The organism is Micromonospora fluostatini, assembly GCF_050410825.1.
GTDB lineage: Bacteria > Actinomycetota > Actinomycetes > Mycobacteriales > Micromonosporaceae > Micromonospora > Micromonospora rosaria.
The window spans coordinates 4,154,359-4,167,718 of sequence record NZ_CP191251.1 but is presented as its reverse complement, the minus strand read 5'-3'; the positions used below and the strand labels follow the sequence as shown (position 1 = coordinate 4,167,718).

Genomic DNA, 13,360 nt, shown 5'->3' with positions numbered 1-13,360 from the left:
GGCCCTCAGCCGAGGACCCCGATGTAGCGGCGGGCCGCCTCCGCGCTGCCCTGCACCAGGGTCATCGCCTCCGCGAGACTCTGCTTGCTCTGCTCGCCCCGGGCGATGGCCTCGCCGATGGCCGGGTGTCCGGTGCCGGCGGCGACGGCGCGCAGTCGGGACAACATCTGCTCGGTGCTCTCGGCGGCGGCCCTGATCTGCTGAACGGTGCTGTTGCCCTGCTCTGCGGCTTGGCTGAGCGCCGCCTTGATTTCCTCGATGCTGGCCATGCCACCCCTCCGGCCGACGAACGCGAGCGAGGTCACTCCTGCGTGGTCGGACGGACACTATCGGAGACGAACATGGCCTGCAGCCCCTATTCCCGTCGCTCGTCACCGAAACTGGGCGGCGGTGCGGGTCAGCGATGTCGGGGTCTCCTGAGCGCGGGAAGCCCCGACATCGCCGACGTCGAGTCGTCAGTGGCTGACGGGCAGTCAGGCGCGCTGCTGGGTGGCACGGGTGAAGGTGGTCCAGGCGGTGGGGGTGAAGGTGAGGGCGGATCCGGTCGGGTCCTTGCTGTCGCGGACGGCGACGAGGCCGGGCAGGTTGTCGGCCACCTCCACGCACTCCCCACCGTTGCCACCCGATCGGCTGCTCTTGCGCCACCGGGCACCGGTCAGGTCAGCCATGATGAACCTCCCCAAGGATCTTGCTGATCATGTTCTTCGATTGTCCTTCATCAAGGGCGATTTGACCCAGGCTCGTGCACACCCTCTCGTAGGCCGCGAACTCGTTTGGCCGATCGAGGTAGAGCGCGCCGGTCCAGGACTCGCAGTAAACGACCGCAGGCTCCGGCGTATTGCGGTTTCCCGGCGGAAACTCCAGCATGACGAACTCGCCACCTACGGCACCGAGGTGCGGGCCGGCGGCCAAGGGGAGGACCCGGAGGGAGACGTTCGGCAGGTCGGTCACCTCCAACAGGTGACGGAGTTGCTCGGCCATGACCGACGCATCCCCGACCGGGCGCAGCAGCACCGACTCGCAGATCACCACCTGCACCCGGGGTGCGCGGGGGAGTCGGCGGGTCAGCAGGGACTGCCGTTGCAACCGCAGCGCGACCGCCTGTTCCCGGTCCTCCTCGCTCATCTCCGGCTGGTCGATGCGGTAGATGCCCAGGGCGTACCTGCGGGTCTGGAGTAGACCGGGCACCAGCGTGTTCTTGTAGAACCGGAGGCGGGAGGCGGCTGACTCCAGGCCGACGTACAGCTCGAACCAGTCGGGGATGGCGTCGCCGTACGCGTGCCACCAGCCCTTGGCCTTCGTCTCGGTGGCCAGGCCAATCAACGCGCCGGTCAGCTCCGGGCTGGCGTCGTAGAGCTGGCACATCGCCCGCACGTCGAGGGAGCGCACCGCGCCGAGGCCGCTCTCGATCCGCCAGACCTTCTGCCGGCTGCACTCCAACGCCTCGGCTGCCGCGTCGAGCGTCGCCCCCGCCTCGGTGCGCAACTGGCGCAGCGCCCGGCCGAGCTGCCGTCGGGGCACCGTCGAGCCCATGTCCTCAGCCAATGGTCATTCCTCCATTCGATTCTGCAACACTTCGCCGGCTTCGCTGTAACGCCTGTCCGTAACACGAAAATAAGTCAAGAAAAGGGGCTGTCGGAGTTTGTCGGATGCTCCGTCGGGCCGCAGGATATCCCTGGTGCGGCGGTCTGCCATCCCCCCGGTGGCACCGCCGCACCCTCATCATCCTGGCCTGGCCAGCGAGTCGGGTCCAGACCTCACCGGTACGGAAAGGGAGGGATGCTGACGTGCGCTCAATTCTTCGTCGAGCTGCGAAGGCCGGTCGACACGCAATTGACAGAAGCTGGGAATCCCGTACTGAAATTTGCCGCGAGTTGCTCTTCACCCCGCGCGGCCGGTGCAAGTCGGCGGGTGCCCGGTGAGTGGGCGTTTCGTGGCGCACCTGGCCTTCACCGCCGCCGACCTGGCCGCCGCACGGCAGTTCGCCGGGACCCTGGCCCGGTCGGTGAGCTTCCTGTCCGAGGTGGACGCGGGCGAGACCACGGTCTCGGCTGAGGATGAACAGTGCGTCCATCATCGGGTCTTCTGCGACCTGCCACTGCCCGGCGGCCGACGCTGCGTGCGCCGGGTCGACCACACCGACGCCTGCTCACCCCGGCCGCAGCGGTGACCGCGCCACCGACCGTCGTGGTCTGCGCCGGCTGCGACGGGATGACCTTCCGGTTCGACCCCTGCCGGTGCACCCACTACGGCGACCGGTTCCTGGCCGACGGCGACCGGCCGAGCAGCGGTGGCCAGCCGGCGTACCGGGACTGCGAGCTGTGCCGGGGCGTCGGCCGGATCGCCACCCCTTGCCACGAGTGCCGCCGGTCCGGCCGCCGGCGGGCGGAACTGGTGCTGACCGTGGCCAACCTCGACACCGGGGCCGTCGCCTCCCACCGCCTGACGCCCGGCCGGCTCGATCCCCGGCGGGATCGCGCGCTCGGTTGGGTGGTCGACCTTCCCGCCCGGGTACGCGACCTGGCCGCCGCCGTCGGGGTCGCCGTGACCGGGCCCGACCCGCTGCCGCTGGTGCTGCCCCGCGCGTGGTCACCCGACCTGCCGGCCGACCGCCGGCACGCCCTGGAGGCGCGGGCGCTCGCCGATCAGGACCGGGTGCCGTGGCGGGTACTGCTCGGCCGCTGCACCGAGCCGGAGCCGGTCGACCCGGCCGCCCGGCTGGTCGAGTTGTGTTCCCTCGCCGACCTGCTCCTGCTCGAGGTCACCGTCAGCTTCGCCCGCGCCGGCTGCGCCCTGCACCGGCATGACGACGACGAGGTACGCCTCGTCGCCCGGGCCGGCGATCTGCCGACCCTTTTGACCGCCCTCCACCTCACGTGACCGATGGTTGTCTCTGTCGACATGCCGACTCTTCTCCGGTCGCTCGTCCGTGCCGGTCGGCTCGGGGCTGCGCGACTGCCGGATGCCGTTGAGCTGGGCCGGTTCCCACAACCGGCCACTGTGGTCGATGCTGATGGTCGAGACGATCCGCCCAACCGCCCGGATAGCGGCCAACCAGTCCGGTTACCGAACAAACACGTCGATGGGTAGCGTGTCGGGCACCCTGGGGAGGCTTGGAGGAACGGCGTGACGCTGCTGCGTGACCTGATCGACATTCCCACGTCGGTCGGTGAGGGTGACTTCGTGGTCAAGGCGGCAGAGGGCGCCGACCTGCGCCGATACGTCGTCACCGACCAACTCCGGGAGAACTTCACCCAGGCGCTGAGGAAGATCGGGCACGCCGTCATCACCGGCCGGTCCCAGGCGGTCTTCCTGCACGGCTCCTTCGGCTCCGGCAAGTCGCACTTCATGGCGGTGCTGCGGGAGATCCTCGCGCACAACCCGGACGCCCGACGGATCGAGGGTCTGGAGGAGCCGGTGGCCGCCGCCGACTCCGGGCTCACCGGGCGGACGTTCCTCTCGTTGACCCTGCACATGCTGGACGCCCGCTCCGTCGAGCAGGCCGTCCTGGAGGGGTACCTGCGGTACGTCACCGCCGTCCACCCGGACGCGCCGGTGCCCGCCGTACACCGGTCGGACGCGCTGTTAAAGAACGCGGCCGACCTGCGTCGGACGCTCGGCGACGACAGGTTCTTCGCCACCCTGCGTGGCGGGGAGTCCGCGCCCGGCGCGGGCGGCGCGGGCCTGGCCGCCCTGCGGGCTCGCCGGGAGGGCTGGACCCCGCAGCGGTACGCCGAGGCAGCCGCCCAGCCACCCGGCACCAAGGACCGCGACGCCCTGGTCAGCGCACTCACCGAGACCTTCTTCAGCGGCGCGGTGCACAGCGGCGAGTACCTCGACCTGGACACCGGCCTCGCGGTCATCACCCGGCACGCCAAGGCCCTCGGGTACGACGCGATCGTGCTCTTCCTCGACGAGCTGATCCTCTGGCTCTCCGGCCGGATCGCCGACCACACCTTCGTCAACACCGAGGGCGCCAAGCTCAACAAGCTGGTCGAGTCGGCGGACGCGGCCCGGCCCCTGCCCCTGGTCTCCTTCGTCGCCCGACAACGCAACCTGGAGGAGTTCCTCGGCCCGCAGGTCGGCGGCACCGAGCGGGAGGCGCTGGCGCACGTGATGCGCAGCGTCCAGGGGCGGTTCGGGGAGATCGTCCTCGCCGACACCAACCTGCCCGAGATCACCGAGAAGCGGCTGCTCAATCCGCACAACCCGGCGGCCCGGGGGGTCATCGACAACGCCTTCGCCGCGGTGCGGCACAACCGTGAGGTGTGGGACATCCTCCTGCTCGGCGCGCAGTACGGCGACGCCGGCATCGGCTCGGACGCCACCGCGTTCCGGCAGCTCTACCCCTTCTCGCCGGCCCTGGTGGCGACCCTGGTCGCGCTGTCGCAGGCGTTGCAGCGGGAGCGGACCGCGCTGAAGGTGATGACCGAGCTGCTGGTCGACCGGCGGAACACCCTGAAGGTGAACGACCTGATCGGGGTCGCCGCTCTCTTCGACCCGCTGGTGCTGCACGGCGAGCTGCCCGACCGGCCCGCGCTGCGCCAGCGCTTCGAGGCCGCCCGCAACCTCTACCTGCGCAAGCTGCGTCCCATCCTGCTCGCCCTCAACGGCATCGACGAGGAGCGGGCGGCCGGGCACACCCAGTTCCAGCTCGACGACAAGCTGGTCAAGACGATCATGCTCGGAGCGCTGGTGCCCGAGGTGCCGGCGCTGCACAACCTGACCGCCGCCAAGCTGCACGCGCTGAACTTCGGCTCGATCGCCTCGCCGATCCCCGGCTACGAGAACACCATCGTGCTCCAACGGCTTCGAAAGATCGAACAGGACGCCGGGGAGTTGCACCTGACCGACGACACCGATCCGGTGGTCTCGCTCAAGCTGCACACCGTCGACTTCGACAAGCTGCTCGACCTGGTGCCGCACGGGGAGACGTCGGCCGGTGTCCGGCAGCAACTCCTGCGGGAGCTGATCAGCGCCGAGATGGGCCTCTCCGGCGCCGAGGGCACCCACGGTGAGCTGCAGCAGCCCCGCGACTGGCGCGGCCGACGGCACGTCGTGCAGGTCAAGTTCGGCAACGTCCGCGACCGCGACTCTATGCCGGTCGCCGCGCTGCTCGCCCCCGGCGAGTCCTGGCGGATCGTCATCGACTACCCGTTCGACCCGCAGGACCTGCCGCGCAGCGCCGACCGGGCCCGGATCGAGGAGCTGCCGCGAGGCTCCAACACCGTCTTCTGGCTGCCCCTCTACCTGACCGACGACATGATGGGGCGGGTCGCCCAACTCGCAAAGATCAATTACCTGCTGGGGGTCGGCGGGGCCGGAGAACGACTCAACACCCTCGCCGCCGACTGGCCCAAGGCGGACCGTCAGCAGGGCCGGGTCTACCTGCAGCAGCGGCAGACCCAACTGCGCGAGGGCCTGATCACCGCGCTCAAGCAGGCGTACGGCGCGGCCAACCCGCAACCCTCCGACGTGCAGGACGACACGGTCGGCGTGCTGCACACCCTCGCCGACGGGCTGCGCGTCGGTGACCCGCGCGGCGGTACGCTCGCCGACGCTTTCCGCAACCTCACCGCCGAACTGCTCGACTGGTCGTACCCGGGCACCCCCGCCCTGCCGGTCGACGAGAAGCCGCTGAGCCGCGCCGACCTCGGCAAGGTGCTCGACCACGCCCGGCAGGCCGCCGCCGACCCCACGCACGGCGTATCCGTGCCGTCGGCCACGGACCAGCGGATCCTCAAGCGCATCTGCAACCCGCTGCGCCTCGGTGAACTGGTCGACCACCGGTACGTGCTCGACATCAGCACCTGCTACTGGAGCCAGCACCTCCTGCAGGAGGCCGCCAAGCGCGACTACCGCGACCACTTCCCGGTCCACGTCCTCCGCGAGTTCCTCGACGTGCCGAAACGACGCGGCTTCGACCGCGACCTGCAGAACCTGATCATCGCGGTCTTCGCCCTGGAACAGCAGCTCAGTTGGTACGACAACGGCAGCAAGATCAGCGTCGCGGCCGTCGGCGGCGTGGAGGACCGGTTCGAGCTGCGCCACCCGCCGATGCCCACCGAGCAGGAGTGGAAGGCCGCGGTCCAGTTCGGGCAGCCATTCTTCGGCGAGGTGCTGCCGATCTTCCGCAACCCGGCCAACCTCGGCACCCTGGCCGGCGCCATGCGTCGGGTCGCCACCACCTACGCCGCCGTCGCCGGCCACCTCGTGGCGGCACTGGTCGAGCACGCCGCGATGCTGGGCCTGGACCCGGCTGCCGAGACGGGACGTCTGGCCACCGCACGGCGCGTCGCGGACCTGCTCACCCAGGTCACCCACGAGCGCGACGACGTCGTCCTGGTACGCATCGTCGCCGACGGCTCTGATCACCTCGGCGGCCTCGACGGGCGGTACGCCAGCCAGGTGTACAAGCAGGCGCAGAAGGTGACCAACGCCCTCGCCGGTACCCAGTGGCCGCTGCTGGCGGCGATCGCCCACCGGGCCGGTAACGACGACCGGGCCCGCGTGATCCTCACGCAGCTCCGGGCCGCCGCCGGTGAGGAACACCATCGGGCCGACCTCGCCCAGGCGCTCGGCCAGGCGGTGGCCGCTGCCGCCGCCCTGCTCGCCGAGGACGACCCGCCCCCGCCCCCGCTTCCGCCCGTCATTGGTCCTCGACCCGACAAGACCGGCGGCGGCGACAAACTGACGCCTCCGCAGGTCGTCGTGCGGGAGCGGGTCGTCACCGACGAGGAGGAGTTGTCCCGGCTGACGAAGGAGATCCGGGCCGAGATCGTCGCCGGTCGGTCGGTCGCCCTTCGGTGGCACGCCACGCCGGAGCAGCCGACGTGAGCCTCGCCCGGATCGCCGTACGGCCGGCAGCGGTACGACGGAAAATCGAATCATGGTTGGCCGAGCAGGACGGCACCGACGCCATCGTGCTGCTCGCCCGCCCGGAGTGGACCGACGAGCCGGTGCTCACCGTCGGCAACACCCCGGTTCGGGTGGTGCCCTGCCCGACGCCGATCGCGGCCCGGGCCGCCCTCGTCGACCGGCGCGCCGACGAGAAGCTGGTGCTTCTCACCGACCTGCCCGACGCCGAACTCGGTGACGGCCTGCTCGCCCACGTGAGCATGCAGACCGGGCGCAGCGTCGACCCGTGGGAACTGGTCCGACAGGCGTTCGGTGGGCAGACCCGACTGGATCTCGACTCGACGCTGGTGCGTACCGGCCGGTGGGTCGCCGACGCGCTCACCGACCTGGCACCGGTCGAGGGCTGGCCGCCACCGGCCGGCACCATCCTGACCCGCGATCACGCACTGCGGCACCTCGCCGGGGCGGTCCTGAAGCTCGACCCGGACGAACTCGACGGTGCCGGACTGCTGCACTGGAGCACCGACCCCCGCACCCAACTACGCTTCGTCGACCTGCCCGACGAGTGGGCCGGCGGTATCGCCTCCTTCCTCGTCGAGGCCGCCGGGCCGGTCGCCGTACCGGTGGTCGCCGCGGTCCGGGCCGGGCACGGCGTCGACGCCATCGCCCTCGGCCTGCTCGCCGGTGTGCTCTGGCCCCGGGGCGGGGGCAGTGCCACGGACGTGGAGACAGCCGTCGCCCGGACCCGGCTGGAGCCCCGCTTCGGTGGTGCTCGGCTCACCGAGGCCCAGGCCACCGCGTACCTCGAAGCAGCCGAGGCGTGGATCTACCGCGCGCTCGACGGCGACGACCAGACATGTCACGAGGCCCACCGGATGCTGCGTCGGGCCGAGGAGATCGCCGCCGAGATCGACGTGACGCACCGGCTCGCCGCCTCCGACCTGCTGCCGGTCGGGTTCACCCAACGGATGCGCGCCTTCGCCGACGCGGTACGCCTCGCACTGCCCGACCCCGGGTCGCAGGTGACCACCGCCCAGCGGATCGAGCAGGCGCAGCAACGCCTCGCCGAGGTCGAGGCACACCGCTCGGCCGACCGCAAAAGGGTCGAGACGGCCCGGATGGCGGTCCGTCTGCTGCGCTGGCTCGCCGCTCCGGACACCCCGGCACCGGATACCATGCTGGCGGCGGTGCACCGGCAGGTCCGGGAGACCGGCTGGGTGGACCGCGCCCGGCTGGACATCTTCGCCGGTGACGTCGATGCGCGGGTCGCCGAGGCGTACCGGACGTTGCACGCGGTTGTCGACGGCCGGCGGGCCCGGCACGACCGGCACTTCGCCGAACTGCTCCAGGACACCACCGCCGCCGAGCGGGAACCCGGCGCGATGCTGCGGGTGGAAGACGTGCTCGACCGGGTGGTCCGCCCGATCCTCGACAACGGCAGGCGGGTGCTCCTGCTGCTTCTCGACGGCATGGGTACGGCAGCCGGCATCGAGATCGCCGAGGCGCTGGGCCGCAACGGCGCCTGGACGGAGTTGACGCCCAGCGGCGGGGCCCGTACCGGAGTTCTGGCCGCCCTCCCCACGGTCACCGCGGTCAACCGCTGCAGCCTGTTCACCGGCCGAATCGCGGTCGGTGACCGGACGGCGGAGGCGAAGGCATTCCGGACCCGGTTCCCGGGCAGCGTCCTGCTGCACAAGGCGGACCTGCGCACCCCGGCCGGACTCGCGGTGGAACCCGATGTCGCCCAGGCACTCGGCGATCCCGCCGTGCCGATGGTCGCGGCGGTCATCAACACCATCGACGACGCCTTGGACCGGAGCGACCCGGGCACCATCGAATGGGGGCCCGACACCGTCAACGGGCTGCGCGACCTGCTCGCCGTCAGTCAGGACCGGGTGGTGGTGCTGCTCTCCGACCACGGTCACGTCGTCGACCGGGGCGCGGAGGCCGTCCTGCGTCCCGCCGAATCCAGCGAGAACCGGTGGCGCCCCGCCGTCACGGAGGCCGGTGACGGCGAACTGCTGTTCACCGGAAGCCGCGTGGCGCTCGGCGACGGCCGGGTGGTCCTGCCCTGGCGTGAGGAGATCCGGTACGGGCCGCGTAAGGCTGGCTACCACGGTGGTGCCGCCCCAGCCGAGGCGGTCATCCCGTTGCTGCTCTTCGCCGCCCACGACGAGGCCGCAGTGCCCGGCTGGTCGGGCGCGCCGGTCAGCAGCCCCGAGTGGTGGCGGGAGCCGCTGCGGCCCACGCCGGCCGGCGCGCACTCGGCGCAGCCTGACGCCACGGTCGATGGTCGTCCGCCGACCGGGGCTGTGGTGGGCCGACCGGGAAGCGGTGCCACCGGCCGGTCGACCCGCCGGCCCCGACAGCCTGCGCAGGAGGTCGGTCTCTTCGAGTTGACCGCCGCGGCGCAGGCCGTCCCGTCGCCTCAGTCCGCTGCCGTGTCACCGGCCCCGCCCGCTGCCGGGCCGCCAGCCGACCCGGCGCGGACGCTGGCCGACGCCCTGCTCGCCAGCCCCGTCTACGCGGACCGGCGGGACAGCCGCGCGCCGATCCCGGACGATCGGGTCGCCGCGTTGGTCGCCGCGCTGGTGGCCGGCAACGGCCGGGCCACGCTGGACACCCTCGCCAGCCGTGCTGGCGTTCCCGCGCACCGGATCACCGGCCTCTTCACGGCGCTGCGTCGCCTGCTGCAGGTGGAGGGATACCCCGTGCTCAGCCTCGACCCCGACGGATGGACCGCGAAACTCGACATTCCACTGCTCATCGAGCAGTTCGGCCTGGATCGGCAGTGACCGCCCAGGTCAGCCCCCGCCGCCGGGACATCATCGACGCCCTGCGCCGGGGAGCCGCACCCGCCTGCTGACTGCGCGGCCGCAGCCCCCGGTCAGCCGGTGGTGACGTACGGGCGGCGGGCCGGCGGGTCCGCCGCCGGCGGGATCACGGTGATCGGTACCCACTTGCCGATCGGGTCGGCCCTCCGGTCGGTGGTGAAGGTGAGGGTGCCCCCGGCCCCGGGGACGGTGCTGCTGTTGTTGAGGTTCATCAACTGGCCACGGACGTTGCCCGCCCGGGGTACCTCGTCGCGGGGCAGGCCGGGGGCGACGGCGCGGATCGCCATGACGGCGGTGGCCATGGCGTCGTGGTGGGTCGGGCCGTACCCGTCGGCGAGGGCGCCGGGCTCGCCGAACTTCTCGGCGCGGAACGCCGCCAGGAACGGCGGCAGCCCGTCGGGCACCGAGCCGGGCGGGTGGCTGTCGGCGGTGAACCAGGACGGGTGGCCGGCGGCGGCGTTCACGATGGTGATCCTGCCCTCGACCAGGGCGGGGGTGAGGTCCTCCAGCGGGCTCAGGCCGGTCGCGCCGACCAGGATCGAGATCGGGTCCCGGCAGCCGCGCAGCGCCAGGGAGCGGACGAAGTCGTCCAGGTCCAGGGCGCGGCCGGCGTACAGGATCAGGTCGGGTCGGGGGGCGTTGCAGACGCTGTCCTGGATGGTGGCGAAGAGCTGGGTACGGTTCTCCGGGTCGGCCGCGCCGAAGTACGACTTGGCGGGCACGGTCAGGTACCGGCGCAGGTGCCGCTCGTACGCCGAGCGCAGGTCCCGGACGTACAGGTCCGGTTCGGAGTCGTCGTAGACCAGCATGCCGGTGCGCAGTTCCCGGTGACCGGCCAGGTAGTCGGCGAGGGCCCGGACGTAGTCGGTGTTGCTGGGCGAGGTGCGGACGAAGCCGGTGATGTCGCGGAACTCGTCGGTGGTGGCGACCCCGGCCACCATCGGCAGGTCGGTCGCGGAGGCGGAGAGGTACCGGGCGGCGTCCCGGGTGGCGGTGATGCTGGTCCCCATGCCGATGACGGCGACCAGCGGGTGCCGGTCGTCGGTCATCCGCTCCAGCGCCCGCACCACCCGGGGCCACTGCGCCTGCCGGCTGCCGGGGTTGGCGAGCACGAGCTGGACCAGCGGTCGGGGGTCGTCGAAGTCCGGGGTGTGGTTGGCGCGTCGCTGCGCCACGTAGGCACCCTGCACGGTGTGCCGGACCTGGTCGGCGGTCATGAAGCTGTGCGCGGTCGCGGTCATCGGGGAGAACAGCGCCACCCGGACGTACCGGTTGCCGCCGGGGTCCGCCCGGTACTGCGCGTCGACCCAGGCGTTCTCCCGGTCGATCGCGTCCTGCACCGACCGCAGGTCGTCGCTGAACGCGTGACCGCCCACGTCGGTCAGCACCCCGACGCACTCGCCGTCCACCCGGGTCAAACCGGACCGGACGGGGCCGCACGAGACGGCGACCCGGTGCACCACCGCCGCCCCGGCGGCGACCAGCACGACCACGGAGAGCACCACGGCACAGCGGCGCAGCACGGTCCGCGTCCGGGGCACGCGCGGGGCGAGGTGGTCCGGGGGTACGTCGGCGACCGGACTGCTGCCGGCCCTGCTGTTCACCGCCATTGTTCCGCCCGTACCCGGTGCGTGGTGGCCTCGGCGACCAGCCGGGACTGGTCGTCGTGGAACTGGAGGGCGATCGCCCGGTAGTCACGCTTGATGCCGTCGTGCAGGTCGGCCCGGTGCCGGCCGGTGAACGGGTCGGCGGCGAGCCACAGCGCGGCGACGAGCCGGGTGATCCGGCCGAGCCGGCTGTCCGGGTCGGCGCCGGTGGCCCGGGCCAGGCGGTGCGCCTCGTCGGCCGGCGGCACCGGGTGGTCCAGGTTCGTCGGGGCCTGGACCACCTCGTGGAGGGTGGCCAGCCACTCCCGCGCCGGGTCCACGCCGGCCCGCTCGGTGAAGTACCCGGCGACCCGGCCCAGCTCGCCGAGGGCCAGCGCGTGGTACAGCTCGCCGGTGCGGTCGGCGCGTTCGGCGCACTCGCGCCGGAGCCGTTCGTGCACCGCCCGCCAGCCCGTCTCCGCGTCGGCCGGGCGGGCGGCGAGCCGGCGCAGCAACAGCCGGCGCAGGGGCGGCGGGGCGTCGTCCGGGGTGGTGGGCCAGAGGCCGGCGAGCAGGGTGCTCAGCTCCCCGGTGTAACCGTCGGGGGTGAGCAGCCCGCTGCCCACGGCGAGGGTCAGGGCCTGCTCCCCGGTCCGGGCGGCGGCGCAGGTGGTGAGCGTCTCGACCTCGTCGTCGGGGAACGGGTCGCGGTCGTCGCGGCCGAGCAGGTGCCGGCAGAGCCGTTCGGCGATGGTGCACTGCACCCGGTCGGTGTCGTCCGGCGGTGGCGGCTCCAGGCGGGCGAGCACCAGCCCCAGTTCGTTCCCGCCGGCCGGCCAGGACGGCACCTCGTCGGCGGCCTCCAGCAGCAGCCCGACGGCCAGCGGGTTGCCCTGCGCGAACTGCTGGACGAGCAGCGGGATCCGGTGGTCCAGCCGGGGATGGTCGGCGGTCACCTTCCGGGTGCTGTCCTCCTCGGTGAGGCCGGGCAGCGGGTACCGGACCCACCGGGGCCACTGGCGACCGTCCGGCCCGGCGCGGGCCAGCGCCAGCGGCTCGTCGGGGGCCAGGGTGCGCTGCTCGGCGGCGGGCAGGTGGTCCAGGAACGGTTCCCGGGCGGTGGCCACCACGGCCAGCGGGTCGTGCGCGCCGCCGGCGCGCAGCCGGACCAGTTCGGTGAGGAAGTTGCGGCCGAGCCGGGTGTCGGCGTTGTCGAGCAGGACCACGCACCGGGGCATCCACGACCGGTGCCGGCGTCGCCCCAGGCCGGCGGTGAGGTCGGCGCGGAACGCCGCCCAGAGCAGGTCGTCGCGCTGGCGGGCGTTGGTGCCCAGGTTGGGCCGGCGGTGCCACTGGTTCAGCTCGATCAGCGTCTCGACCGGCGGTCGGCGGTGGGTGCTGCCCTGCGCGCCGTACCACTTCTGGGCCCGGCCCAGCACGAACCGGCTGCTCCACGTCCACCGGGCGAGCCGGCCGAGGGCGGCGGCCAGGAACCGGGCGGCCAGGCCGAGCGGGGTCTGCACGCTGGCGGGCAGCCCGGCCGGCAGGGTGCCGGCGCCCTCGCGCAGCGTGGTGACCATCTGGTCGATGCCCCGGTGCGCGCGGAGCAGGTCGTTGATCTGCCGGCGGGCCGCGTCCCGGTCGTGCAGGTCGAGGGTGGTGTCGTCCATGACCAGCTTGCCGACGGCGAGGCGGGGGAAGCGCAGCGTGCCGTAGAGCGGGCAGGGCCGGCCGAGGTGGAAGGCGAGCGCGTACAGCACCTCGGGGGTGCCCGGCCGGCCCTGCGTGCCCAGGTCGATGTGGGCGTACGGCACCCGCCCGTCGAGCAGCCCGGCCACCCCGTCGAGCAGCGCGCTCTTCCCGCTGCCCCGGCCCCCCTCGAAGACCAGCACCGGTGGGGCCGGGCCGTCCTGCGGGCAGGTCATCACCTCGCGGACCAGCCCCACGGCGTGCCGCCGGCCGAAGATGGTCATGGTGCCTCCCCCCGCAGCCGCCTCCGCTGACTGGTCCGACCATGGTTCGCCCCGGCGGGCGGCCCGGTCAGCCGGATCGAGGACACCTACGGTGACAGATTCCCTACAT

General features: G+C 72.6%; 9 protein-coding genes. 4 read left to right on the top strand and 5 right to left on the bottom strand.

The window, feature by feature from the left end; all coding sequences use genetic code 11:
- Positions 1-5: 5 nt before the first annotated feature.
- From ACQUFX_RS18190 to ACQUFX_RS18180, 3 genes are all read right to left on the bottom strand, one after another.
- Positions 6-269, bottom strand: coding sequence for a hypothetical protein (locus ACQUFX_RS18190; RefSeq protein ID WP_428961539.1), 264 nt, complete (start codon positions 267-269; stop codon positions 6-8).
- Positions 270-473: 204 nt separating this feature from the next.
- Positions 474-668, bottom strand: a complete 195-nt coding sequence (locus tag ACQUFX_RS18185) for a DUF397 domain-containing protein (protein WP_428961538.1) — start codon at positions 666-668, stop codon at positions 474-476.
- The gene (locus ACQUFX_RS18180) at positions 661-1,545 is read right to left on the bottom strand and encodes a helix-turn-helix domain-containing protein (protein ID WP_428961537.1); all 885 of its coding nucleotides are present in this window, start codon (positions 1,543-1,545) and stop codon (positions 661-663) included. The genes ACQUFX_RS18185 and ACQUFX_RS18180 overlap by 8 nt, the downstream gene beginning before the upstream one ends.
- Positions 1,546-1,918: 373 nt before the next feature.
- Between ACQUFX_RS18180 and ACQUFX_RS18175 the strand changes: the two genes are divergently transcribed.
- The 4 genes from ACQUFX_RS18175 (at position 1,919) to pglZ (ending at position 9,653) form a co-directional block, all read left to right on the top strand.
- Positions 1,919-2,170: a hypothetical protein gene (locus ACQUFX_RS18175; RefSeq protein ID WP_428961536.1), complete on the top strand. Its 252-nt coding sequence runs from the start codon at positions 1,919-1,921 to the stop codon at positions 2,168-2,170.
- On the top strand, positions 2,167-2,880 hold the full coding sequence (locus tag ACQUFX_RS18170; protein WP_428961535.1) for a hypothetical protein: 714 nt from the start codon (positions 2,167-2,169) through the stop codon (positions 2,878-2,880). Before ACQUFX_RS18175 ends, ACQUFX_RS18170 begins: the two co-directional genes overlap by 4 nt.
- A 246-nt stretch (positions 2,881-3,126) precedes the next feature.
- Positions 3,127-6,837, top strand: a complete 3,711-nt coding sequence (locus tag ACQUFX_RS18165; RefSeq protein WP_428961534.1) for a phage resistance protein — start codon at positions 3,127-3,129, stop codon at positions 6,835-6,837.
- Positions 6,807-9,653: a BREX-2 system phosphatase PglZ gene (pglZ, locus tag ACQUFX_RS18160; protein WP_428961533.1), complete on the top strand. Its 2,847-nt coding sequence runs from the start codon at positions 6,807-6,809 to the stop codon at positions 9,651-9,653. The genes ACQUFX_RS18165 and pglZ overlap by 31 nt, the downstream gene beginning before the upstream one ends.
- Before the next feature lie 92 nt (positions 9,654-9,745).
- Here pglZ and ACQUFX_RS18155 read toward each other — a convergent pair whose 3' ends face one another.
- Together ACQUFX_RS18155 and ACQUFX_RS18150 are read right to left on the bottom strand one after the other, a co-directional pair.
- Positions 9,746-11,296, bottom strand: coding sequence for an ABC transporter substrate-binding protein (locus tag ACQUFX_RS18155; RefSeq protein WP_428961532.1), 1,551 nt, complete (start codon positions 11,294-11,296; stop codon positions 9,746-9,748).
- Positions 11,293-13,251: a hypothetical protein gene (locus tag ACQUFX_RS18150; protein WP_428961531.1), complete on the bottom strand. Its 1,959-nt coding sequence runs from the start codon at positions 13,249-13,251 to the stop codon at positions 11,293-11,295. The genes ACQUFX_RS18155 and ACQUFX_RS18150 overlap by 4 nt, the downstream gene beginning before the upstream one ends.
- Between the last annotated feature and the right edge of the window lie 109 nt (positions 13,252-13,360).

Coding starts and splice junctions, on each gene's coding strand:
- ACQUFX_RS18190 (WP_428961539.1), bottom strand. CDS start 269: ATGGCCAGCATCGAGGAAATCAAGGCGGCGCTCAGCCAAGCCGCAGAG.
- ACQUFX_RS18150 (WP_428961531.1), bottom strand. CDS start 13,251: ATGACCATCTTCGGCCGGCGGCACGCCGTGGGGCTGGTCCGCGAGGTG.
- ACQUFX_RS18185 (WP_428961538.1), bottom strand. CDS start 668: ATGGCTGACCTGACCGGTGCCCGGTGGCGCAAGAGCAGCCGATCGGGT.